Annotated in this window: 21 protein-coding genes; 7 read left to right on the forward strand and 14 right to left on the reverse strand. The window is 65.0% G+C overall.

Going from position 1 to position 24,094, the window contains the following annotated elements; all coding sequences use genetic code 11:
* Window positions 1-37 precede the first annotated feature (37 nt).
* Window positions 38-1,126: a cell division protein ZapE gene (zapE, locus tag VJS90_RS21600; protein ID WP_324123677.1), complete on the forward strand. Its 1,089-nt coding sequence runs from the start codon at window positions 38-40 to the stop codon at window positions 1,124-1,126.
* An 84-nt stretch (window positions 1,127-1,210) separates the two neighbouring features.
* Here zapE and treS read toward each other — a convergent pair whose 3' ends face one another.
* Window positions 1,211-3,298, reverse strand: a complete 2,088-nt coding sequence (gene treS, locus VJS90_RS21605; RefSeq protein ID WP_324123660.1) for a maltose alpha-D-glucosyltransferase — start codon at window positions 3,296-3,298, stop codon at window positions 1,211-1,213.
* Between the two features lie 144 nt (window positions 3,299-3,442).
* Here treS and VJS90_RS21610 point away from each other — a divergent pair, with 144 nt between their 5' ends.
* Window positions 3,443-4,309 (forward strand): LysR family transcriptional regulator, encoded by an 867-nt coding sequence (locus VJS90_RS21610; protein WP_324123678.1) that lies wholly within the window; start codon window positions 3,443-3,445, stop codon window positions 4,307-4,309.
* Here VJS90_RS21610 and VJS90_RS21615 read toward each other — a convergent pair.
* From VJS90_RS21615 to VJS90_RS21635, 5 genes are all read right to left on the reverse strand, one after another.
* Window positions 4,283-5,425, reverse strand: coding sequence for an HPP family protein (locus tag VJS90_RS21615; protein WP_324123661.1), 1,143 nt, complete (start codon window positions 5,423-5,425; stop codon window positions 4,283-4,285). The two genes, VJS90_RS21610 and VJS90_RS21615, sit on opposite strands and share 27 nt — an antisense overlap.
* Before the next feature lie 204 nt (window positions 5,426-5,629).
* The gene (locus VJS90_RS21620; RefSeq protein WP_324123662.1) at window positions 5,630-6,949 is read right to left on the reverse strand and encodes a sensor histidine kinase; all 1,320 of its coding nucleotides are present in this window, start codon (window positions 6,947-6,949) and stop codon (window positions 5,630-5,632) included.
* Window positions 6,946-7,614, reverse strand: a complete 669-nt coding sequence (locus VJS90_RS21625) for a response regulator transcription factor (protein WP_324123663.1) — start codon at window positions 7,612-7,614, stop codon at window positions 6,946-6,948. The genes VJS90_RS21620 and VJS90_RS21625 overlap by 4 nt, the downstream gene beginning before the upstream one ends.
* Window positions 7,615-7,911: a PepSY domain-containing protein gene (locus VJS90_RS21630; RefSeq protein ID WP_324123679.1), complete on the reverse strand. Its 297-nt coding sequence runs from the start codon at window positions 7,909-7,911 to the stop codon at window positions 7,615-7,617. It lies immediately after the preceding gene.
* Between the two features lie 32 nt (window positions 7,912-7,943).
* Complete coding sequence (locus VJS90_RS21635; protein WP_324123664.1) at window positions 7,944-8,252, reverse strand: PepSY domain-containing protein; 309 nt, start codon at window positions 8,250-8,252, stop codon at window positions 7,944-7,946.
* Between the two features lie 170 nt (window positions 8,253-8,422).
* On the opposite strand from VJS90_RS21635, the gene queD reads away from it, so the two are divergent.
* A complete protein-coding gene (queD, locus tag VJS90_RS21640) occupies window positions 8,423-8,779 on the forward strand; it encodes a 6-carboxytetrahydropterin synthase QueD (protein ID WP_324123665.1) in 357 nt (118 codons plus the stop codon).
* Here queD and VJS90_RS21645 read toward each other — a convergent pair.
* Window positions 8,776-9,423 carry a hypothetical protein gene (locus VJS90_RS21645; protein ID WP_324123666.1) on the reverse strand — a complete coding sequence of 216 codons (648 nt, stop codon included), beginning with the start codon at window positions 9,421-9,423 and terminating at the stop codon, window positions 8,776-8,778. The two genes, queD and VJS90_RS21645, sit on opposite strands and share 4 nt — an antisense overlap.
* A gap of 74 nt (window positions 9,424-9,497) precedes the next feature.
* The gene (locus tag VJS90_RS21650; RefSeq protein ID WP_324123667.1) at window positions 9,498-9,965 is read right to left on the reverse strand and encodes a DUF1289 domain-containing protein; all 468 of its coding nucleotides are present in this window, start codon (window positions 9,963-9,965) and stop codon (window positions 9,498-9,500) included.
* 407 nt (window positions 9,966-10,372) lie between these two features.
* Between VJS90_RS21650 and acnB the strand changes: the two genes are divergently transcribed.
* Window positions 10,373-12,982: a bifunctional aconitate hydratase 2/2-methylisocitrate dehydratase gene (acnB, locus tag VJS90_RS21655; RefSeq protein WP_324123680.1), complete on the forward strand. Its 2,610-nt coding sequence runs from the start codon at window positions 10,373-10,375 to the stop codon at window positions 12,980-12,982.
* A 108-nt stretch (window positions 12,983-13,090) separates the two neighbouring features.
* On the opposite strand, the gene prpD is transcribed toward acnB, so the two are convergent.
* From prpD to VJS90_RS21685, 6 genes are all read right to left on the reverse strand, one after another.
* On the reverse strand, window positions 13,091-14,575 hold the full coding sequence (prpD, locus tag VJS90_RS21660) for a 2-methylcitrate dehydratase (protein WP_324123668.1): 1,485 nt from the start codon (window positions 14,573-14,575) through the stop codon (window positions 13,091-13,093).
* 50 nt (window positions 14,576-14,625) lie between these two features.
* Window positions 14,626-15,816: a 2-methylaconitate cis-trans isomerase PrpF gene (gene prpF, locus VJS90_RS21665; RefSeq protein ID WP_324123669.1), complete on the reverse strand. Its 1,191-nt coding sequence runs from the start codon at window positions 15,814-15,816 to the stop codon at window positions 14,626-14,628.
* The gene (gene acnD, locus VJS90_RS21670) at window positions 15,813-18,398 is read right to left on the reverse strand and encodes a Fe/S-dependent 2-methylisocitrate dehydratase AcnD (RefSeq protein ID WP_324123670.1); all 2,586 of its coding nucleotides are present in this window, start codon (window positions 18,396-18,398) and stop codon (window positions 15,813-15,815) included. The genes prpF and acnD overlap by 4 nt, the downstream gene beginning before the upstream one ends.
* 91 nt (window positions 18,399-18,489) lie before the next feature.
* Window positions 18,490-19,617 (reverse strand): bifunctional 2-methylcitrate synthase/citrate synthase, encoded by a 1,128-nt coding sequence (gene prpC, locus VJS90_RS21675; protein ID WP_324123671.1) that lies wholly within the window; start codon window positions 19,615-19,617, stop codon window positions 18,490-18,492.
* Between the two features lie 98 nt (window positions 19,618-19,715).
* A complete protein-coding gene (gene prpB / locus VJS90_RS21680) occupies window positions 19,716-20,606 on the reverse strand; it encodes a methylisocitrate lyase (protein ID WP_324123672.1) in 891 nt (296 codons plus the stop codon).
* Window positions 20,603-21,319: a GntR family transcriptional regulator gene (locus tag VJS90_RS21685; RefSeq protein ID WP_324123673.1), complete on the reverse strand. Its 717-nt coding sequence runs from the start codon at window positions 21,317-21,319 to the stop codon at window positions 20,603-20,605. Before VJS90_RS21685 ends, prpB begins: the two co-directional genes overlap by 4 nt.
* Window positions 21,320-21,613: 294 nt before the next feature.
* On the opposite strand from VJS90_RS21685, the gene VJS90_RS21690 reads away from it, so the two are divergent.
* The 3 genes from VJS90_RS21690 to VJS90_RS21700 all read left to right on the forward strand — a co-directional run.
* Window positions 21,614-22,150 carry an ATP-dependent zinc protease gene (locus VJS90_RS21690; RefSeq protein ID WP_324123674.1) on the forward strand — a complete coding sequence of 179 codons (537 nt, stop codon included), beginning with the start codon at window positions 21,614-21,616 and terminating at the stop codon, window positions 22,148-22,150.
* Window positions 22,151-22,155: 5 nt separating this feature from the next.
* Window positions 22,156-23,688: an inactive transglutaminase family protein gene (locus VJS90_RS21695; RefSeq protein ID WP_324123675.1), complete on the forward strand. Its 1,533-nt coding sequence runs from the start codon at window positions 22,156-22,158 to the stop codon at window positions 23,686-23,688.
* On the forward strand, window positions 23,688-24,094 hold a 407-nt coding region (locus VJS90_RS21700; RefSeq protein ID WP_324123676.1), incomplete at its 3' end, for a sugar-transfer associated ATP-grasp domain-containing protein. The genes VJS90_RS21695 and VJS90_RS21700, both read left to right, overlap by 1 nt.

Consider the following 24,094-nt stretch of genomic DNA (forward strand, 5'->3'; position numbering starts at 1 on the left):
CACCTGCCACCTGCCACCTGCCACCGAGGAGCCTCGCGTGACCGCTCAACCCCCCGCCTGGATTCCCACTACCTTGCGTCAGCTGCGGCAACGCTTGAGCGGTGATGCATCCGCCGAGCCGGCCCTGCTGGTCTTTTTCCAGGATCAGGCGCAGCGGCGCGGCTATGAGCTCAGTGACGGCCAGCGCCAGGTGATCGCCTGCATGGCCGAGCAGCAGGTCCTGCTCGAACAGGGCCAGGCGCGCAGCCTTTACCTGCACGGCGCGGTCGGGCGCGGCAAGAGCTGGCTGCTGGACGGCTTTTTCCAGGCACTGGCGGAGGAACACAAGCGGCGCCTGCATTTCCACGATTTCTTCGCCCGCCTGCATGAAGTCATGTTCCGCCACCGTTCATGCGACGATGCCATGGCAGCGACGCTCGACGAGCTGCTCGCCGACTGCCGTGTGCTGTGTTTCGATGAATTCCACGTGCACGACATCGGCGATGCCATGCTGCTGACGCGGTTGTTCGAGGCGCTGTTCGCCCGCGGCATCTTCTTGCTGGTGACCTCTAACTACGCCCCCGAAGGATTGTTGCCCAACCCGCTCTACCACGAGCGCTTCAAGCCGGTGATCAAGCTGATCAACAGCCGCATGCAGGTGCTGGAAGTAGGCGGCGACACCGACTTTCGCAGCCTGCCCGTCAACCGCGAGCACCAGCGGTTTACCCAAGGTCACTATGTATGGCCCGGGACGGCCGGCCAGCGCCAGCGGTTGCAGCTGCCAGACGCTGAAGCGGTGACCCTGGAGGTCGGCAAGCGCGCCTTGAAGGCAACCGCGGTGGAGGGGCGGACGGTGGTGTTCACCTTCGGCCAGATCTGCGAACAACCGACCGCCGTGATCGACTACCTGGCGCTGGCCAAGCGGTTTGACCGGTGGGTGATCGATGGCCTGCCGGACCTGGCCGACTGCGACCTGGCGGCGCAGCAGCGGTTCGTCAACCTGGTGGATGTGTTGTATGACCAGGACAAGGAGCTGGTGGTGATCGCCGAGGGGGCATTGGCGGATTCACTGGGGGGCAGCGTCAGTGACCTGATGCGCAGCCGCAGCCGGTTGGGGCAGTTGAGGCAGGTGGGACTGCAGGAGTAGAAACAACTCAGGCGTCAGGCCCTGAGGCTTACAGCCCCTGCGATCGGGCCCGCAGGGGCCGTAGACCAGCCTCAACACGCAGCCTCAAGCCCCTGGCGAATGACTCAGCGCAGGCCCCGCACTGCCGACAATACGCAACGAAAGCCCCTCATACCCATCAAGGTGAATGGTCATGTGACCGGCCTCGCTAAGCTCACCCTCAAGCCGTTCATTGATCATGTCGACCACGATGCCCGGCCCGATATCAGGCAGGTACAGTTCCTCGGAGATCGCCTGCGAACCGAAATTGAGCGCGGTGATCTGGATGCCCTTGCCGGCCGGCAGCTCATGCACCATCAACAGCAAGGACGGGTTGTTCACCTCGGGGATGAGGATCTGCCGGCTGCTGGCGATGGCATAGGCCTGGCGCACCGCGAGCATTTTCTTCAAGGTGCTGGTGAAGCTGTCAGGGTCCTCCAGCTGTTCGTTGAGGCTGCCATAGAGCATGCGCGCCTTGGGCAGGCCTTCGCCCGAGACCTGGGCTCCGGGTGCCAGGTCCGCCAGGTCGTAGGCGCCCCGGTGGATCCAGCGCGTGTCACCGTCGACCATCAGCGGCGCTACCTGCTCGGGCATCAGCGGCAAGGCGCCGACCAGGTCCCAGCCAGACAACGCGAAGATGCCAGGCTGGAACGCGTTGTACATGGCCAGCAGCAGGTGCACCTTCTGGATCAGCGCTTTCTGCTCGTCGCTGATGTGGCTGAGGTCGCGAATACCCAGCGCCGCGGTGATGATGCTGACCGTGGTGCACGACACGCCATTGGTGACGAACTTCAGGTTGTACGGCGCATGCTCCCCTGCCAGCGCCTCGTACATCTCGCTGCGGATATGCTCGCGCAGGATGTTGCCCGGGAAGGTCTGGCCCTTGTACAGGTAGCTGTCGTTGGCATGCAGCGTCCAGAAATGCACCAGTTCAAGGGTCAGCTCATCGTGGTTCTGCAGGGCATGGATCAGCGAGGCCGGGTCGATCTTGAAGGCGTGCATCTGGTGCAGCATCAGCCGCAGGAACTCGGTGTCGCCGGTCACCAGCGCATGCTGGTAGGCCGGACGGGTGACAAAGTCGTAGGACAGGTCGGCGCCGCCGTGGGACATGTTGGCGATGTCGTCCAGGGTCAGGTTCAGCTCCTGGAAGCTGAAGCCGCCGGCCTTGCGGATCATGCCGCCAACCAGCTGGTTGCCGGTGACCGACAGCGGATGGCTCTCCGACCAGGCCGGCCCCTCGGCACGCCGCTCGACACCGAGAAAGCCATTGGCATCCAGGCGCAGGCCGCGGGCGCCCAGCACGTCGATGGCATGCAGGGCGTCGCCGATGATCAGCTGCTGGGCGGCAAAACTTGGGTCGAGCCAGTTGAGCGAGGGCTGGCCTTCCTTGAAGTAGTGCAGGTACACCCAGCGCCGGTACCTGCCGTCCACGCCCAGCACGGGCGGCGTGGCGCTCCAGTCGGTCTCCTTGACGCCGGGCTCGAAGAAGATCACCCGCTGCAGCTGGCCGACGATGTAGTGCCGGGCCCTGAGCTCGTCGCACATCTGCGGCGTGAGGTTGGCGGCATCACGCCCTTCGGGGATATCTGGCAGCAGGCCCCAGTCGGCTTCGAGGATCTCGACCATGTGGTAGAGGCCCGGATAGTCGCCGCAGGCCATCTCCGCGAGGCGATAGTCCGCGCCCTTGCCGGTGTGCGCCGGGATCAGGTCATCGATGGTCACGGCGTTGTGCGCCGAGGCCACCTTGCTCAGGTAGACCAGCTCGGCCTCGCTGCCGTAGCGCGGATCGATGTCCAGGCTGATGCGGTCGAAATTCCCATCCACGCTGGGGGTGAAGGCGCGCTGGCTGATGCCGCCGGAGCGCTTGAGCGGCCCGGTGTGCACGCCCTGGATGCCCAGCTGCGACAATGAATGCCACAGCCGCTCATGCGAGAGCGCCTGGAGCACCGAACCGCCCTCCTCGGTGATGATCGAGTCCGGGTAGACGGTCAGCCACACCGAGGCGATGGCGCTGGCATCGCGGGCCCGGGTCTCGGCGTAGGGGTGCTGCCACATGCGGGACTGCCCTGCGTAGAGGTGCACCCGGTCACGGGCGGCCTGCAGCATGGACTGGCTTTTCAGCCACTGGACGTAGTCGTCATCGCGTTTGCTCATGTCTGGCTCCATCGCGCATTCCTGTCATCGATCCGCTTTGAAGATGTGAGTAAAGCAAGGCGCAATGGTTCGGATGGTTTAACGTGCGCCCTCTTTCGGGGCGAAAGCTCTAGAATGAGCAACTTCCGTTTCCGCGAGCACACCATGGACATCGATCAGGCCCGTACTTTCCTGGAAATCGTGCGTTGCGGCAGCCTGGTCGCGACGGCCGAGCGCCTGCACGTGTCGCAGACCGCCATCACCGCGCGGGTGCAGCGCCTGGAACAGCAACTGGGCTGTCTGTTGTTCACCCGCAGCCGCACGGGCGCCAGCCTCACGACCGACGGCGAGGCCTTCGTGCCCTATGCCAACCTGCTGGTGCAGACCTGGGAAGCGGCGCGGCGCGACCTGCCCTTGCCACCCGGACGCCACCAGGTGCTGCATTTGGGCGGCGAAGTCAGCCTGGCCAACCCGATGATGCTCGACTGGGTCAGCGCCCTGCACCGCGAGCTGCCTGGCCATGCCATCCGCAGCGAGGTGAGTGACGGCGAGTCGCTGCTGCGCAAGGTCGAAACGGGGCTGCTGGATGCCGCGCTGGTCTACCAGCCAGCCTACGGTCCGGGGCTGCAGGTGGAGCAGCTGATGGAAGAAAAGCTGATCCGCGTGCGGCGGGCCGGGCAGCCCGAGCCGTACATCTACATCGACTGGGGGGATGCGTTTCGGCGCCAGCACGACGCCGCCCTGCCCGACTGCGCGCGCCCGGCACTGAGCTTCAACCTGGGCCCCCTGGCGTTGCAGTTCATCCTCGACCAGGGCGGCAGCGGTTATTTCAGGACCCGCGTGGTGCAGTCCTATCTGGACAGCGGCGTGTTCGAGCGGGTGCCGCAAGCGCCGGAGTTCACCTATCCGACCTTTCTGGTGTATGCCCGCGACCAGGACAGCGAGGCCCTGCAGCAGGCCTTCAGCCTGCTGCGCCGGCTGGTGTCGAGCGAGGCCAGCGACTGGTCACAGCGCTGGGACTCGCTGGTCTGAGCGCGCCACGCCGCTGAGCAGGTGGCGCTTGAGACCGGCGATCAGGTCGGTCTGGGTGATGACCCCGACCAGGCTGTCACCGTCGAGCACCGGCAGGCAGTGCAGCCCTTGCTCGCTGAGCAGCGGCAGCAGGCGCTCGAGCGGATGCCGGCTGCTCACGCTGACCACCCGACGGCTCATCACCTGGGCCATGCGCACCGGCTTGCGCCGCCAGCTGAAACCGGCACGGGCCATGGCCGGGGCGACCAGATCGCTGAGGCTGACGATGCCGACCAGCCGGCCTGCATCAAGCACGGGCAGGGTCTTGAGATGATGGCCGTCGAGCATCTTCCACGCCTGTTCCAGGGTGGTGCGCGGCGAGGCGAACTGCACGTCACGGGACATCACCGAGGCCGCGGTGATCCCTCCCAGGCTGCGGTGCAACGCGTGCTGCTCGGTGGCCTCGATGATTCGCTCCAGCTCGTCACGGCTGACGTCGACGAACTCGCCGATCCCTTCAAGGGCCTGGTCCAGGTCCTCGCCGCTGATGCCCACTCGCGTTCCAGGCAGCGGGTCATGGGTGTGGTGCAGGTCCTTGCGCGGCGCGGCGAGCTTGGGATAGCGCACACCGGTCAGGCGGTTGTAGACAATCCCCACGACCACCAGGATCAAGGCATTGAGCAGGATCGGCTGGAGCAGATGATCACCCAGCGAGACCAGGCCAGGGTCGGCCAGCACGGCGCTCGCCGCCACCCCGCCACCCGGCGGGTGCAGGCAGCGCAGCACGCACATGACCGCGATCGATACGGCCAGGGCGGCTGCGGCGACCCATAGCGCGTCACCGAAGCCATGCCGCATGGCCAGGCCGACGATGCCCGCGCAGGCATAGCTGCCCAGCACCGGCCAAGGCTGCGCCAGCGGTCCGGAGTGCACGGCGAACACCAGCACGGCGGAAGCCGCCAGCGGCCCCAGCAGGTGCAGGGCGACCGAGGTGCCAAACGCCATGCTGCACAACCAACCGGCCAGGAACAGGCCGAGGAAGGCACCGATACCGGCGCGCAGCCACTGTCGGGCGGGAATGTTCAGGGGTGCTGGCAACCAGCGGAGCAAACGGCTTGAGGCGCGAGGGGATGACATCGGGTGATCGGCTTACCTGGTGAAAAAGAAAGCCCAGCCCACGCTGGCTGGGCCCGGCACTGCCAGCAGGCAGTCGCGCAATGGGTTCCGTCCGTGGAGATGGAAACGGTTGGATGCTGCGCGGCGATTGTGCCGGGGCGGCGCGGACGCGGCCAATTCAAAAAACTGCGCCTGGACTGCAAATATTTTGCACCCAAATGGTGCCTAGCGACCTTTGCGTGGTAGATCTAGGTGCACGCGCAGGCCGCCGAGCGGGCTTTCGAGCAGTACCAGGCGCCCGCCCCAGGCCTCGATGATGTCCCGGACGATGCCCAGCCCCAGGCCATGGCCGTCCACCTGTTCGTCAAGCCGGGAGCCACGGCCGAGCACCTGTTCGCGGGCCTCCTGCGGGATACCGGGGCCATCATCGTCGACCGTCAGCTGGTAGCCCTGCGCGGTCGTCGAGATACCCAGCCGCACCTCGCTGTCGGCCCACTTGCAGGCGTTGTCGAGCAGGTTGCCCAACAGTTCCAGCAAGTCTTCACGGTCCCAGGGCAGGAGAAGGCCGGGCGGCACGTCGGTGGCGAGCAGCAGCCCTTCGCCATGGATCATCCCGAGGGTGCCAAGCAGGCCCGGCAGTTCCGCGTCGCAGTCGAACTGCGCGCCAGGCAGCGTATCCCCGGCCAGGCGCGCCCGGGTGAGTTCGCGCTCCAGGCGCTGCTGGATCTGCTGCAACTGCTCACGCAGCTGCGCGCGCACCTCTGGCTGCTCGCGCAGGCGCTCACTGGACGCGAGGCTGAGCAGCACCGCCAGGGGAGTCTTCAGGGCATGGCCCAGGTTGCCCAGCGCATTGCGCGAGCGACGCAGGCTGTCTTCGGTGTGCGCCAGCAGGTGGTTGATCTGCGCCACCAGCGGCTCCAGCTCAATGGGCACCTGATTGTCGAGCTGCGAGCGCTGCCCTTGTTGCAGCTGCGCGATCTGCTCGCGGGCGCGATCCAGCGGACGCAGGGAGCGTTTGACGGTGATGCGCTGCAGCACCAGGATCAACACCAGCGCGACCAGGCCCAGGCCCAGGCCGATCTGCTGCATGCGCCGAAAACCGTCACGTACCGGTGAGTAGTCCTGCGCCACGCTGATCGAGATGGCCTTGCCCAGGCGCCGGTAGTCGGCGCGCAGCACCAGCAGTTTCTGGGCATCCGGGCCCAGTTCCAGGCCGGCTTCTAGGCCCGGCTCGGCCGGGCGCGGCATTTCCATGTCCCACAGCGAGCGCGACCGCCAGTGCCCCTCGTCGAAATCGATGCGAAAGTAGTAGCCCGAGAACGGCCGCTGGTACGCCGAGGATACCCGCCGCTCATCCAGCTGGATGCCGTTGGGGCCATGCACCAGGGCCACCAGCAAGTTCTCGCTCTCCTTGCGCAGGCCGCTCTCCAGGTAGCGCTGCAGGCCTGCCTCGAACAGCCACAGGCTCAGTTGCGCCAAGGCCAGGCCCACCACCACCAGTACCGCGATCAACCCCAGGCTCAGGCGCGCCTGGATCGATTTCACTCGCCGCTCCCGGCGTAGCGGTAGCCCTGGCCGCGGCGCGTCTCGATGACGCTGCGCCCCAGCTTGCGGCGCAAGTGGTTGACATGCACCTCGAGGACGTTGGAGTCGCGCTCGGTCTCACCGTCGTAGAGGTGCTCGGCCAGGTGACTCTTGGAGAGGATCTGTTGCGGGTGCAGCATGAAGTAGCGCAGCAGCCGGAACTCGGCGGCCGTGAGCTGGATCTCGACGCCTTCGCGGGTGACGCACTGGCGGCCCTCATCGAGGTGCAGGCCGGCGGCCTCCAGGGTCGGCTGGTTGGCCAGGCCACGGGCACGGCGCAACAGCGCCTGGATGCGCAGCTGCAGTTCCTCGGGATGGAAGGGCTTGCTCAGGTAGTCATCGGCGCCGGCCTTGAGCCCTTCGATACGCTCGGCCCACGAGCCCCGGGCAGTCAGGATCAGCACCGGGGTCACCAGCCCTCCGGCGCGCCATTGGGCCAGTACCTCAAGCCCCGGCAGCCCCGGCAGGCCCAGGTCGAGGATGATCAGGTCATAGGGCTCGCTCTGGCCCTGGTACACCGCATCGCGGCCATCGGCCAGCCAGTCCACGGCGTAGCCCTGGCGCTGCAGGCTCGCGGTCAGTTCGTCGGCCAGAGGGACATTGTCCTCCACCAGAAGCAGGCGCATTCAGTCGTCTTCCTCGTCTTTGAGCAGTGCCCCGGTGCTGGCGTCGAGCTTGATCTCGCGCACCACGCCGGCAGGGGTCAGCAGTTCGACCTCGTATTCGTAGCGGTCGTCGTCCTCTTCGAGCTCCGCCTCCAGCAACCGCGCCCCGGGGTAACGCCCCAGGGCCGATTCAAGCAACTGTTCAAGCGGCAGGATGATGCCTTTCTGCCGCAGCTCGAGGGCTTCGTCCTGGTCCAGGTCACGCGCCAGGGCCAGGGACGGGGCGGCCAGCGAACCGCCGGCCAGCAGCGCGATCATCACGCATCGCGCCGCGCGGGACGTTCGGCTCATCAGCTGTCCCGTTCATCCTTCAGTACTTCACCGGTCTTGGCATCGAGGTCCACGTCCCACTCGACATTCTGGCCATCGCGCAGTTCGACCTTGTAGATGTAGCGGCCGTAGCTGTCTTCAAGCTCGGTGTCGGTGACGGTCGCGCCCGGATGCTTGGCCAGGGCGGCAGCCTTGAGTTCGTCCAGCGGCTTGATGGTCTTGTCGGTGACCAGCTTGACGGCCTGGTCGAGCTGGACGTCCTTGGCCAGGGCAACGTTGGCGCCAAGGGTCAGGGCAGCGGCAGTAAACAGGGCAGTCAGGGTTTTCATGGTGTGTCTCCATCGAGGGGATCAAGTTGTCTACGGGCTCAAGATTATCGCCGAGCCCTTAATTCAACCTGAAAACAGCTGGCGCCATGATAGCGCACGCAACTGCAACCGCTGTAGGGCCCATGCTGGTAAACTGCAGACCAGCATTGGTTCTACAGAGTTGATACAGCGTGGAAATCTTCAAGGAATTTACATTCGAATCGGCCCACCGCCTGCCAAACGTCCCGGCAGGTCACAAGTGTGGCCGTCTGCACGGCCATTCGTTCAAAGTGGCGCTACATCTGACCGGCCCGCTGGATCCGCACACTGGCTGGATTCGTGACTTCTCGGAGATCAAGGCGGTGTTCAAGCCGATCTACGAGCAGCTGGACCACAACTACCTGAACGACATCCCGGGCCTCGAAAACCCTACCAGCGAAGTCATTGCCCACTGGATCTGGCACCAGGTCAAGCCGCTGCTGCCCGAGCTGTCCAAGGTGCGTATCCATGAGACCTGCACCAGCGGCTGCGAGTACACCGGCGACTAATCGCGCCTGGGCCGTGGATGGGGCGGTGCCGGCAGATGGGTGATCTGCAGGATGATCCGGCCCTCCTCTGCCGCCTCGCCGCCGTCGGTGCTCAGGTATGAGCGGTTGTCCTCGAACAGGCGGCTGACGCGCTTGCCGTGCAGGCTGACCAGGCCGACATTGCTGATCAGGTCGCCAACCGCCACGATGGCCGGGTCGAAGCCCTCCAGCCGCCAGATCATGGTCTGATTGACCAGCGGGTCTTCGCCAGCGGGCACGCCTGTGTGATAGAAGCCCAGATAACCGTTGCGGCTCACGTCGAGCCGGCGCTCGAGGTGCGGCCACTTGTCTTCATTCTCACCCACATAGGCGGTGTGGATCTCATAGTCGTAGGCGTTCCCGGTCCGGTAGACGCCAAACCAGAAATGATCGACCTCAAGCTTGTCCCCCACCACCCGTTCGGCCACGCTGCGCAAGCGGTGGCGTCCCGCGAACAGCCAGCCGTCGTTGACATCCCAGGTAGTGGTGTCGTTGAACTTGGTCCACAGGGGCTTGAGCCAGTCAGTGTCCTTGTCCAGGTCTTGGGGCTGGAACTGATGCGAACCGCTTTGCCAGTAGCAGCGGGCGACAAAGCACAGGTCGGGCTGGAATTCGTAGTAGCTCATGAGTGACGTCCGTGGTGGTTGATGACCGGGACGACCCTACGGGCGCTGGCTCGCGGGTAGCAGCAGGAAACCCGCTACCCCAAGGCGTCCTTGAGAAAGGAGGGGGCGATGTAGCGCTGGTAGTGTGCCTCGGACAGCAGGAAGAACTCGCGGTCGATCGCATCGCGAAGCTGCGGCAGCTCCCAGTCGCGAAACTCTGGCATGAGCACCATGCCGTAGGCCTCGATATCGCGTATCACCCGGGCGCCGCGGGCGATCAGCTGGTAGGCCCAGCAATACGGCGACTGCTGGGGCAGAAAGCGGATGGCGCGCTGCTCGAGCTGCAGGCGCAGGCGGGCGGTATCGAAGATTTCGAGCTTGGCTTCCATCACCTGCACCAGCAGCAGCTCCAGGCGCAGCCAGACGGCGCGCTTTTCGTCCTCGCTGTAGCCATTCCAGTGGATCACTTCATGGTGGAAGCGCTTGCAGCCGCGGCACACCAGGTCCCCGTAGACCGTGGAGCACAGCCCGACGCAGGGGGTTTTGATTGACTGATTGGACATGGAAAAACAACGGCCCGGCGGTGAGACAGACGCGTATGTTAGCCCTTTGTCTAACAGGGGTCACTCGTTAAAGTCCTCGCTTCTGCCTTACCTTCGCCAACGTTTTCCCGTAGAATCATCCGGCCTTTTCAAAGGCAGCAATGTCCGTTGGAAGCTGTTTTCAAAGCGTCACGAGCACAGTTGATCCAGTAGAACGGCGTTGGCCCGAAGCACACGCACCGCGGTTGCTTCGCGCCAGCCCTCATCAGCCCTCCGTTCTGCAGGCGTAAAACTTTGAAAGCAGCTTCTACAAGGATTTCCTGCAACCCTGGCTAGGCGGCTCAAGAAGCCGTATTGCGCACGGGTGCCGGAATTTCTGGATGAGCGTCCCGGACACTCCTTTGGGACCACTGATGAGGGTAATAACTGTGCTTGAAGCCTACCGCAAACACATCGAAGAGCGTGCCGCCCAGGGTATCGTGCCCCAGCCGCTTAACGCCGAACAAACCGCAGGCCTGGTCGAGCTGCTGAAGAACCCGCCAGCAGGCGAAGAAGCCTTCCTCGTCGACCTGATCACCAACCGCGTGCCGCCAGGCGTCGACGAAGCCGCCTACGTCAAGGCCGGTTTCCTGTCCGCCGTCGCCAAGGGCGAGACCCACTCCCCCCTGCTCGACCGCAAGCGCGCCACCGAACTGCTGGGCACCATGCAGGGCGGCTACAACATCGCCACCCTGGTCGAGCTGCTGGATGACGCCGAACTGGGCGCCGTCGCCGCCGAACAGCTCAAGTTCACCCTGCTGATGTTCGATGCCTTCCACGACGTCGCCGAAAAAGCCAAGGCGGGCAATGCCCACGCCAAGGCCGTGCTCGACTCCTGGGCCGCCGGCGAGTGGTTCACCGCCAAGCCTGCGATCGCCGAGAAGTACACCCTGACCGTGTTCAAGGTGCCTGGCGAGACCAACACCGACGACCTGTCCCCTGCCCCGGACGCCTGGTCGCGCCCTGACATCCCGCTGCACGCCCTGGCCATGCTGAAAATGGCCCGCGACGGCATCAACCCCGAGCAGCCAGGTTCGGTCGGTCCGCTCAAGCAGATCGAGGAAGTCCGCGCCAAGGGCTTCCCGGTCGCCTACGTCGGTGACGTGGTCGGTACCGGTTCGTCGCGTAAATCGGCCACCAACTCGGTGCTGTGGTTCTTCGGCGACGACATCCCGTATGTGCCGAACAAGCGCGCGGGCGGCTTCTGCTTCGGCACCAAGATCGCCCCGATCTTCTACAACACCATGGAAGACGCCGGCGCTCTGCCGATCGAATTCGACTGCACCGACCTCGCCATGGGCGACGTCATCGACGTCTACCCGTACAAGGGTGAAGTGCGCCGCCACGGCAGCGACGAGCTGGTCACCACCTTCGCGCTGAAGACCGAAGTGCTGCTCGACGAAGTCCGCGCGGGCGGCCGTATCCCGCTGATCGTCGGCCGCGGCCTGACCGACAAGGCCCGCGCCGAGCTGAACCTGGGCCCGGCCAACCTGTTCAAGCTGCCGGAAGCGCCGGTCGACACCGGCAAGGGCTTCACCCTGGCGCAGAAGATGGTCGGCAAGGCCTGCGGCCTGGCTGAAAACCAGGGCGTGCGCCCAGGCACCTACTGCGAACCGAAAATGACCACCGTCGGCTCCCAGGACACCACTGGCCCGATGACCCGCGACGAGCTGAAAGACCTGGCGTGCCTGGGCTTCTCCGCCGACCTGGTCATGCAGTCGTTCTGCCACACCGCGGCCTACCCGAAGCCGATCGACGTCACCACCCACCACACCCTGCCGGATTTCATCCGCACCCGTGGCGGCGTGTCCCTGCGTCCTGGCGACGGCATCATCCACAGCTGGCTGAACCGCATGCTGCTGCCTGACACCGTCGGCACCGGCGGCGACTCGCACACCCGCTTCCCGATCGGCATCTCGTTCCCGGCCGGTTCCGGCCTGGTCGCCTTCGCCGCGGCCACCGGCGTCATGCCGCTGGACATGCCTGAATCGGTACTGGTGCGCTTCAAGGGCAAGCTGCAGCCAGGCATCACCCTGCGTGACCTGGTCCATGCCATCCCTTACTACGCCATCCAGAACGGTCTGCTGACCGTCGAGAAGAAGGGCAAGAAAAACGCCTTCTCCGGCCGCATCCTCGAGATCGAAGGCCTGGACGAGCTGACCGTCGAGCAGGCGTTCGAGCTGTCCGACGCCTCGGCCGAACGCTCCGCCGCCGGTTGCAGCATCAAGCTGCCGGAAAAGGCCATCGCCGAGTACCTGCAGTCCAACATCACCCTGCTGCGCTGGATGATCAGCGAAGGCTACGGCGATGCCCGCACCATGGAGCGCCGTGCGCAGGCCATGGAAGCCTGGCTGGCCAACCCGGTGCTGCTGGCGGCGGACGCCGATGCCGAGTACGCCGAAATCATCGAGATCGACCTGGCGGACGTCAAGGAGCCTGTGCTCTGCGCGCCTAACGACCCGGACGATGCGCGCCTGCTGTCGTCGGTTCAGGGCGAGAAGATCGACGAAGTGTTCATCGGTTCGTGCATGACCAACATCGGTCACTTCCGCGCCGCCGGCAAGCTGCTGGACAAGGTCAAGGGCGGTATTCCGACCCGCCTGTGGCTGGCGCCGCCGACCAAGATGGACGCCCACCAGCTGACCGAGGAAGGCTACTACGGCATCTACGGCAAGGCTGGCGCGCGCATGGAAATGCCAGGCTGCTCGCTGTGCATGGGTAACCAGGCACGTGTGCAGACCGGCTCCACCGTGGTCTCGACCTCGACCCGTAACTTCCCGAACCGTCTGGGTGACGCGACCAACGTCTACCTGGCCTCGGCGGAGCTGGCCGCGGTCGCGTCGATCATCGGCAAGCTGCCGACGGTCGAGGAGTACATGGAGTACGCGAAGAACATCGACAGCATGGCTGCCGACGTCTATCGCTACCTGAGCTTCGACCAGATCGCCGAATTCCGTGACGCGGCGGCAAGCGCCAATATCCCGGTTGTTCAGGCGTAAGCGCTAGTCTGCAAGACAAGAGCCCCGGCAGCGATGCCGGGGCTTTTTTATGGTTCAGGAGATTCCAGGGTGACCGTCCTGCCAGTGAAGAGGCCGGCGTGAGCCACATCAAACCACGAACAGATCCATGAACCGCTGCACCGCCATCGCCTCCAGCCGCGCCTGGTCCTGGCACAGGGCGAATATCTCGTCACAGCGCTGCCCGGCGAAGCGGGTGGCCAGGTTGGCCCTGAACTTATCCTCCAGCAGCCCGATCCCTTCAGCCCGGCGCCGCCGATGCCCCAGCGGATACTCCACCGTCACCTGCTCGGTGCTGCTGCCATCGTGGAAGAACACCTGCACGGCATTGGCGATCGAACGCTTGTCGGGCTCCAGGTACTCACGGGTGAAGCGCGGGTCCTCGACGATTTCCATCTTGTCGCGCAAGCGGTCGATGATCGGATGGGCCGCGTGAAACGCATCCTCGTAGTGCTCGGCCTCGAGCTTGCCGAACACCAGCGGCACCGCCGTCATGTACTGCAGGCAATGGTCGCGGTCGGCGGCATTGGCCAGCGTGCCAACCTTGGAAATGATGCGGATCGCCGACTGCTGCGTGTGGATGACAATACGGTCGATCTCGTGCAGGCGGTTGCGCACCTGCCGGTGCAGCATCACCGCCGCCTCGCAGGCGGTCTGGGCATGGAATTCGGCGGGAAAGCTGATCTTGAACAGCACGTTCTCCATCACGTAGCTACCAAACGGCTGGGCCAGCTCGAAGGCGCGCTGATCATCGGGCTTGAGCGCCAGGTCGCTGTTGGTGTGACTGAACAGCACGTCATAGAAACCCCACTGCGGCGCCGTCAGCACCCCAGGCACGCCCATTTCCCCACGCATGGCGATATCGGCCAGGCGCACGCCGCGACTGGACGCATCGCCCGCTGCCCATGACTTGCGCGAGCCGGCATTGGGCGCATGGCGGTAGGTGCGCAGGGCCTGGCCATCGACGAAGGCGTGGGACAGCGCCGACAGCAGTTGCTCGCGGCTGGCGCCCATGAGCCTGGCGCACACGGCCGTGGAGGCGACCTTGACCAGCAGCACGTGGTCGATGCCGACACGGTTGAAGGAGTTGCGCAGGGCCAGCACACCCTGGACTTCGTGCGCCATGACCATGGCATCGAGCACGGTGCGCATGGTCAGAGGTGGCTCACCGCTGGCCACGCGCCTTTGCGAGAGATGGTCAGCCACCGCCAGAATACCGCCCAGGTTGTCCGAAGGGTGGCCCCACTCCGCCGCCAGCCAGGTGTCGTTGTAGTCCAGCCAGCGCACGCTGCAGCCGATGTCCCAGGCCGCCTTGACCGGATCCAGGCGATAGGAGGTGCCCGGCACCCGCGCCCCATGCGGCACCACGGTGCCTTCCACCAGCGGGCCAAGGTGCTTGCTGCACTCGGGAAAGCGCAGCGCCAGCAGGCCGCAGCCCAGGGTGTCCATCAGGCAATGGCGCGCGGTGTCCAGCGCCAGCGTCGACTCGACCCGGTAGTCGAGCACATAGTCGGCGATGGCCTGCAGCACCTGGTCATAGCCCGGGCGAACGTTGAGATCGACGTTGGCACTCATCTTCCCTCTCCCTGTCGCTTGATTGACAACGGAGCCGGGCACCGCCCGCGCTAGAAGGCGTCGGCGGGCACCCGCACCCAACCCTCCATCAGCACGCGAGCGCTGCGGCTCATGATTGCTTTGGTGACGGCCCACTGCCCACCGTCCAGCCGCGCCTCGGCGCCGACGCGCAAGGTTCCGGAGGGGTGGCCGAAGCGCACGGCGCTGCGTTCGCCACCCCCTGCCGCCAGGTTGACCAGGGTACCGGGAATGGCCGCGGCGGTACCGATGGCCACCGCCGCGGTGCCCATCATGGCGTGATGCAGCTTGCCCATCGACAACGCGCGCACCAGCAGGTCGATATCGCCAGTGTCTACCGTCTTGCCGCTCGAGGCGGTGTAGCCGACCGGCGGCGCGACAAAGGCCACCTTGGGTGTGTGCTGGCGCGCGGCGGCCTGCTCGACGCGCTCGATCAGCCCCATGCGCACCGCGCCGTAGGCACGGATCGTTTCGAAGCGGGCCAGGGCGTCGGCGTCGCCGTTGATCGCGTCCTGCAGCTCGGCACCGCTGTAGCCGATGTCGCCTGCGTTGACGAAGATGGTCGGAATGCCAGCGTTGATCAGGGTGACCTTGAGGGTGCCGATACCGGGCACGTCCAGGTCGTCGACCAGGTTGCCGGTGGGGAACATGGCGCCACCTTGGCCGTCTTCATCGGCCGCCGGGTCGAGGAACTCCAGCTGTACCTCGGCCGCCGGGAAGGTCACGCCATCGAGCTCGAAATCGCCGGTTTCCTGCACCTCCCCGCCGGTGATCGGCACATGGGCGACGATGGTCTTGCCGATGTTGGCCTGCCAGATACGCACCGTGGCGATGCCGTCGCGGGGGATGCGCGTGGCGTCGACCAGGCCGGCACCGATGGCGAAGGCGCCAACCGCCGCCGAGAGGTTGCCGCAGTTGCCGCTCCAGTCGACGAAAGCCTGGTCGATCGAGACCTGGCCGAACAGGTAGTCGACGTCATGCCCGGGCCGCGCGCTGGACGACAGGATGACCGTCTTGCTGGTGCTGGAGGTGGCCCCGCCCATGCCGTCGATCTGCTTGCCGTAGGGGTCGGGGCTGCCGATCACTCGCAGCAGCAGGGCATCGCGCGCGGCACCGGGCACCTGCGCGCGCTCGGGCAGGTCCTGGAGGCGGAAGAACACGCCCTTGCTGGTGCCACCGCGCATGTAGGTCGCCGGAATCTTCAGTTGCGCTGCGTGAGTCATGCACTGGCCTCCAGGAAATCCTGGGCGAAGCGCTGCAGCACTCCGCCCGCTTCGTAGATCGATACCTCTTCGGCGGTGTCCAGCCGGCAGGTGACGGGCACCCGCAGCTGCTCGCCGTCCTTGCGGGTGATGACCAGCGTCAGGGTTGCCCGCGGGGTACGCTGGCCGATCACATCATAGGTCTCGCTGCCGTCGATCCCGAGGGTCTTGCGATCGACGCCCTGCTGGAACTCCAGCGGCAACACGCCCATGCCGACCAGATTGGTGCGGTGGATACGCTCGAAACCTTCGGCGACAATCGCCTCGACACCCGCCAGCCGCACGCCCTTGGCCGCCCAGTCGCGGGACGAGCCTTGGCCATAGTCGGCACCGGCGACGATGATCAGCGGCTGCTTGCGCTGCATGTAGGTCTCGATCGCCTCCCACATGCGGGTCACCTGGCCTTCGGGCTCCAGGCGCGCCAGCGAGCCCTGCCTGACCTTGCCGTCCTGGAGCACCATCTCGTTGAACAGCTTGGGGTTGGCGAAGGTGGCGCGCTGGGCGGTCAGGTGGTCGCCACGGTGCGTGGCGTAGGAGTTGAAGTCTTCCTCTGGCAGGCCCATCTTCGCCAGGTACTCACCGGCGGCGCTGTCGGCCATGATGGCGTTGGACGGCGACAGGTGATCGGTGGTGATGTTGTCGGGCAGCACCGCCAGCGGGCGCATGCCCTTCAGGCTGCGCTCGCCCGCGAGCGCCCCTTCCCAGTACGGCGGGCGGCGGATGTAGGTGCTCATCGGGCGCCAGTCGTACAAGGGAGGGACCTTGGGTCCGGTGTCTTCCTCGATCGCGAACATCGGAATGTAGACCTGACGGAACTGCTCCGGCTTGACGGCGGCGCGCACCACGGCGTCGATTTCCGCGTCGTCGGGCCAGATGTCCTTGAGGCGGATTTCCTTGCCGTCGACCACGCCGAGCACATCTTTCTCGATGTCGAAACGGATGGTGCCGGCAATGGCGTATGCCACCACCAGTGGCGGCGAAGCCAGGAAGGCCTGCTTGGCGTACGGGTGGATGCGCCCGTCGAAGTTGCGGTTGCCCGAGAGCACGGCAGTGGCGTACAGGTCGCGGTCGATGATTTCCTGCTGGATGTCAGGATCCAGCGCGCCGGACATGCCGTTGCAGGTGGTGCAGGCGAAGGCGACGATGCCGAAGCCCAGCTGCTCCAGCTCCCGCTCCAGGCCCGCCTCCTGCAGGTACAGCTTCACGGCCTTGGAGCCCGGTGCCAGCGACGACTTCACCCAAGGCTTGCGCGCAAGACCCAGACGGTTGGCGTTGCGTGCAAGCAGCCCGGCGGCGATGACGTTGCGCGGGTTGCTGGTGTTGGTGCAACTGGTGATCGCGGCGATGATCACCGCGCCGTCGGGCATCCGCCCTGGTACATCCTCCCAGGCACCAGCGATGCCCTTGGCCGCCAGGTCGCTGGTGGCAACGCGGGCATGCGGGTTGGACGGGCCCGCCATGTTGCGTACCACGCCGGACAGGTCGAAGCGCAGCACCCGCTCGTACTCGGCGGTGGTCAGGCTGTCCGCCCACAGGCCGGCGGCCCTGGCGTAGGTCTCGACCAGTTTCACCTGCTGCTCTTCGCGGCCGGTCAGCCTGAGGTAGTCGAGGGTCTGCTGGTCGATGGCGAACATGGCCGCGGTGGCGCCGTACTCCGGGGCCATGTTGGAGATGGTCGCACGATCGCCCAAGGTCAACGCGCGGGCGCCTTCGCCATGAAACTCCAGGTAGGCACCGACCACCCGCTGCTGGCGCAGGAACTCGGTCAGGGCCAGTACCAGGTCGGTGGCGGTGATGCCGGGCTGCAGCCTGCCGGCCAGCTCGACGCCGACAATCTCCGGCAGGCGCATCCACGAAGCGCGGCCGAGCATGACGTTCTCGGCCTCGAGGCCGCCGACACCGATGGCGATCACCCCCAGGGCGTCGACATGCGGGGTATGGCTGTCGGTGCCGACGCAGGTGTCGGGATAAGCCACGCCGTGCTCGCTATGGATGACCGGCGACATCTTCTCCAGGTTGATCTGGTGCATGATGCCGTTGCCCGGCTGGATCACGTCGACGTTCTTGAAGGCTTTCTTGGTCCAGTTGATGAAGTGGAAACGGTCTTCGTTGCGGCGGTCTTCGATGGCGCGGTTCTTGTCGAAGGCTTGCGGATCGAAGCCGCCGCGCTCGACCGCCAGCGAATGGTCAACAATCAGTTGCACCGGTACCACCGGGTTGACCTGGGCCGGGTCACCGCCCTTGTCGGCGATGGCGTCGCGCAGGCCGGCCAGGTCGACCAAGGCGGTCTGCCCGAGGATGTCATGGCAGACCACGCGGGCCGGGAACCAGGGGAAGTCGAGGTCGCGCTTGCGCTCGATCAGCTGGGTCAGCGAGGCGTCGAGGGTCGCCGGGTCGCAGCGGCGCACCAGGTTTTCGGCGAGCACGCGCGAGGTGTACGGCAGGCCGTCATAGGCGCCGGGCTTGATCGCCTCGATGGCCGCGCGGGCGTCGAAATAGTCCAGGTCGGTGCCTGGGAGGTTCTTGCGGTGGTTCTGGTTCATGGGCACAGGACTCAATCACGGTGGACTTGCGGCACTCTAAAAAATCTGAATCGTGTAGGTATTGTTGTTTTTGAAGTAACGCCGTTGGGCCTCAGCGCTGCTCGATCGGCACGAACGCGCGCTGTTCCACACCGGTGTACTCGGCGCTGGGCCGGATGATGCGGTTGTTGGCGCGCTGCTCGAATACGTGCGCCGCCCAGCCAGTCAGGCGCGAGCAGACGAAGATCGGCGTGAACAGCTTGGTCGGGATGCCCATGAAGTGGTACGTCGAGGCATGGTAGAAGTCGGCATTGGGAAACAGCTTCTTCTGCTCCCACATGGTCTTGTCGATCGCCTCCGACACCGGGTACAGCACGCTGTCGCCCGCCTCGTCCGCCAGCTGTTTCGCCCAGCCCTTGATCACCTCGTTGCGCGGGTCGGACTCCTTGTAGATGGCATGGCCGAAGCCCATGACCTTGTCCTTGCGCTCGAGCATCCGCAGCAGCTCGGCCACCGCGTCCTGCGGGTTCTGGAAGCGCTCGATCAGTTCCATCGCCGCTTCGTTGGCGCCGCCGTGCAGCGGGCCGCGCAAGGTGCCAATGGCCGCGGTGACGCAAGAGTACAGGTCCGACAAGGTCGAGGCGCAGACCCGTGCGGTGAACGTCGAGGCGTTGAACTCATGCTCGGCGTAGAGGATCAGCGAGACGTTCATCACCTTGACATGCAGCGCGCTCGGCTTCTTGCCGTGCAACAGGTGCAGGAAGTGCCCGCCGATGGTGGGTTCGTCGCTGGTGCACTTGATGCGCACGCCGTGATGGCTGAAGCGGTACCAGTAGCACATGATCGCCGGGAACACCGCCAGCAAGCGGTCAGTCTTGTCGCGCTGCAGCTCGAAGCTGTGCTCGGGCTCCAGGGTGCCGAGCACCGAGCAGCCGGTGCGCATCACATCCATCGGGTGGGCCGTGACGGGGATGCGCTCGAGCACTTCCTTCAGCGCCTGTGGCAGATCGCGCAATGACTTGAGCCTGAGCTTGTACTCGTCCAGCTCGGCCTGGCTGGGCAGTTCGCCGTAGAGCAGCAGGTAGGCGACCTCCTCGAATTCGGCATGGGCAGCGAGCTCGCGCACGTCATAGCCACGGTAGGTCAGGCCGGCACCGGCCTGGCCGACGGTCGACAGCGCGGTCTGACCGGCGACCTGTCCTCGCAGGCCGGCACCGCTGAGTTGTTTTGCTTCGGCCATGGTGGTTCTCCATTTGTTGAAATTGTTATGGGATGCTCTTGGCTAATCGGGGGTGTCAGTTGTGGCCTCTTCACTCGCAAGCACTGACACCCTGAATCTCAACCCTTCTTCTGCGCGAACAACGCATCAAGGCTCTGCTCGAACGCGTGATAGCCGATGGCGTCATACAGCTCCATCCGCGTCTGCATGGTATCGACCACGTGCTTCTGCGTACCGTCGCGGCGCAGCGCGGTGTACACGTTCTCCGCCGCCTTGTTCATCGCGCGAAACGCCGACAGCGGGTACAGCACCAGCGCCACATCGACCGAGGCGAGCTCCTCGGTGGTGTACAGCGGCGTCGCGCCAAACTCGGTGATGTTGGCTAGCACCGGCACCCGTACCCGGTCGGCGAAGGTCTTGTACATCGACAGTTCGGTGATCGCCTCGGGGAAGATCATGTCGGCGCCCGCCTCGACGCACGCCGCCGCGCGATCCAGGGCGGCGTTCAGGCCATCCACGGCCAGGGCATCGGTGCGCGCCATGATCACGAAGCTGTCATCCAGGCGCGCATCGACGGCCGCCTTGATCCGGTCGACCATTTCCTGCTGCGAGACGATTTCCTTGTTGGGCCGGTGACCGCAGCGCTTGGCGCCCACCTGATCCTCGATATGAATGGCCGCGGCGCCGAACTTGCACATCGCGCGCACGGTGCGCGCCACGTTGAAGGCCGAGGCGCCGAAGCCGGTGTCGACATCGACCAGCAACGGCAGGTCGCAGACATCGGTGATGCGCCGCACATCGGTCAGCACGTCGTCCAGGCCGCTGATCCCAAGGTCCGGAAGGCCCAGCGAACCCGCCGCCACGCCCCCGCCCGAAAGGTAGATGGCCTTGAAACCGGCGCGCTGGGCAAGCAACGCGTGGTTGGCATTGATCGTACCCACCACCTGCAACGGATGCTCGGCGGCGACCGCCTCGCGAAAGCGCTGGCCGGGACTGCTTTTCTGGGTCATGACTCACCTCGTGGGCTGTTGTTGTTGGCGTCCTGGTAATGACGCTCGATGTTGCGCCGGGAGGCGCCGATGTGCCGGCGCATCAGCAGCTCGGCAAGCTCGCCGTCACGCTCGGCGATGGCATCGAGAATCCGGTGATGCTCGGCAAACGCCTGGCGCGGACGGTTGGGGGTGGCGGAGAACTGGATGCGGTACATGCGCACCAGCTGGTACAGCTCGCCACAGAGCATCTGCACCAAAGTGCGGTTGCCGCTGCCCTGGATGATCCGATAGTGGAAGTCGAAATCGCCTTCCTGCTGGTAATAGCCAATGCCAGCCTGGAAACGCGCGTCCTGCTCATGGGTCTCGAGCACCCGGCGCAGATCGTCGATCTCGTCCACGCTCATGCGCTCGGCGGCCAGGCGGCATGCCATGCCCTCGAGCGATTCGCGGATTTCGTAGAGCTCGATCAGCTCGGCGTGGCTCAGTGACACCACCCGCGCCCCGACATGCGGTATGCGCACCAGCAGGCGCTGGCCCTCTAGCCGATGGATGGCCTCGCGCAGCGGACCGCGGCTGATGCCGTAGGTCCGCGCCAACTCTGGCTCGGAGATCTTGCTGCCTGGGGCGATCTCGCCCTTGACGATGGCCGCCTGGATCCGCCGGAAGACGTTTTCGGACAACGTCTCCGTATCGTCATGCCCGATGACCATGGCTGATGATGCATCCCGCATATTGTCGACACCTTGATGACCAATGGTGTCAAAACTAGCCTCGACGGCCGTGCAAGTCAAAGACAACTTGGGCATTGTCGACAATCGTCTAATGCCGAACTTATCCGGCGCCGATGCTGTCAGATTGCGACCTGCTGGCGTCAACACCTCAGCGTGATAGAATGCCGCGCCTCCTACGGAGTATGGATAGTGTTCTGCCGATGGATTTCATACTGTCGACAGATCAACGAGGAAGCTTGCGCAGTACTGCCCAGTCGCCTTGCCACGAACACCGCACAGCACCGCGCCAGGATTATGAGACTCACACCCCTTCTACTGTTGTTATGCCTTTCCCTGCTCCCGGCCTTTGGCCAGGCGGCGGAAAAGACCGTGTACGGTCTCAACGAATACGCCCGCCTGGTCGACCTTGACCTGGAAATCGCCGCCAAGCTCGACACCGGCGCCAAGACGGCCTCGCTCAGCGCCCGCGACATCAAGCGCTTCAAGCGCAATGGCGAGAGCTGGGTGCGTTTCTACCTGGCGATCGATGCCGCCCATTCGCACCCCATCGAGCGCCCCCTGGCCCGCGTCAGCAAGATCAAACGGCGCGCCGGTGACTTCAATCCCGACGAGGGCAAGGCCTACACCGCCCGTCCCGTGATCGAACTGAACATCTGCATGGGCCACAACCTGCGCACCATCGAAGTCAACCTCACCGACCGCAGCGCCTTCCAGTTCCCGCTGCTGGTCGGCTCCGAGGCGCTCAAGCACTTTGATGCCCTGGTCGACCCAAGCCTTAAATACGCGGCCGGCAAACCTGCCTGTGCCACTGTCGCTCACACCGCAGAGTAGATCCGATGCGCTCTCTTAACCTTCATCTGAAAGTCCTGATCACCGTGCTGGTGCTGCTGGGCGTAATGGTCACGGCCTATCAGATCTTCTTCCTCGGCATCCCGGTGACCGAAGACGAGACCGACGACCTGTGGAACATCGACGCCAAGGTCGAGTTCATCGCAAGCCCCAAGGATCCGGTCAAGATCCAGATGTTCGTGCCGCCGCTGAACCGCGACTACGTCAGCCTCAACGAGAGCTTCATCTCCAACAACTACGGCGTGAGCGTCAACCGTGCCGACGGCAACCGCAAGGTGACCTGGTCGGCCCGTCGCGCCAACGGCAACCAGACCCTCTACTACCGCCTGGTGCTGACCAAGCGCTACAGCACCGAGAAAGCCACGGTCAAGGGTCCGACCTTCCGTGACAGCCTGGCCGTCGAGGGTCCCGAGAAGATCGCCGCCGAGGCGCTGATGGCGCCGATCCGCCAGCACTCGGCCGATGTCGAGACCTTTGTCAGCGAGACCATCAAGCGGGTCAACAACCTCAACGACGACAACGTCAAGCTGCTGCTGGCCGGCGATACCTCGGCCCTGAACAAGGCCAAGGTGATCGACCTGCTGCTGTCGATCGCCCATGTGCCGATGGAAAAGGTCCACACCATCCGCCTGGTCGCCGACGTGCCGCAGACGCCGGAACTGTGGCTGCGCAGTTTCAATGGCAATGACTGGCTGTACTTCAACCCGGACACCGGCGAGCAGGGCCTGCCGAGCGACCGCCTGCTGTGGTGGACCGGCGATGACAACCTGATCACCGTCGATGGCGGCAAGAAGGCCAATGTCACCTTCAGCATGAACAACAGCGAGATGAACGCCATCCGCCTGGCCAAGCTGACCGACGAAAACACCGACGCCAACTTCCTCGAGTACTCGCTCTACGGCCTGCCACTGCAAACCCAGCAGACCTTCATGATCATGGTGATGATCCCGATCGGCGTGCTGGTGATCCTGGTGCTGCGCAACCTGATCGGCCTGCAGACCCTGGGGACCTTCACCCCGGTGCTGATCGCCCTGGCTTTCCGCGAGACGCAGCTGGGCTTTGGCATCATCCTGTTCACGGTGATCACGGCCCTGGGCCTGTCGCTGCGATCCTACCTTGAACACCTGAAGCTGCAGATGCTCCCGCGCCTGTCGGTGGTGCTGACGTTCGTGGTGGTGCTGATCGCCGCCATCAGCCTGTTCAGCCACAAGCTCGGGCTTGAGCGCGGGCTGTCGGTCGCGCTGTTCCCGATGGTGATCCTGACCATGACCATCGAGCGCCTGTCGATCACCTGGGAAGAGCGTGGCGGTGGCCATGCCATGAAAGTCGCCGTCGGCACGCTGTTCGCGGCGTCGCTTGCGCACCTGCTGATGATGGTGCCGGAACTGGTGTATTTCGTGTTCACCTTCCCTGCGGTGCTGCTGATCCTGGTGGGCTTCATGCTGGCGATGGGCCGGTACCGCGGCTACCGCCTGACGGAGCTCGTGCGCTTCAAGGCCTTCCTGAAGGCTGACGCCTGATGTTTGGCCTGATCAAGACATGGAAAGCCCTCGAAGCGCGGGGCATCATGGGTATCAACCGGCGCAACGCGGACTATGTCCTCAAGTACAACAAGCGCCACCTGTACCCGATCGTCGACGACAAGATCATCACCAAGGAGCGCGCGCTCGCGGCCGGCATCCATGTGCCGGAGATGTACGGGGTGATCTCCACCGAGAAGGAAATCGACAAGCTCGACGAGATCATCGGCGGGCGCAGCGACTTCGTCATCAAGCCAGCGCAGGGCGCTGGCGGTGACGGCATCCTGGTCATCGCCGACCGCTTCGAGGATCGCTACCGCACGGTGTCGGGCAAGATCATCAGCCACGAGGAGATCGAGCACCAGGTCTCCAGCATCCTGACCGGGCTGTATTCGCTCGGCGGGCA

It is taken from the genome of Pseudomonas sp. (assembly GCF_035277045.1).
Lineage (GTDB): Bacteria > Pseudomonadota > Gammaproteobacteria > Pseudomonadales > Pseudomonadaceae > Aquipseudomonas.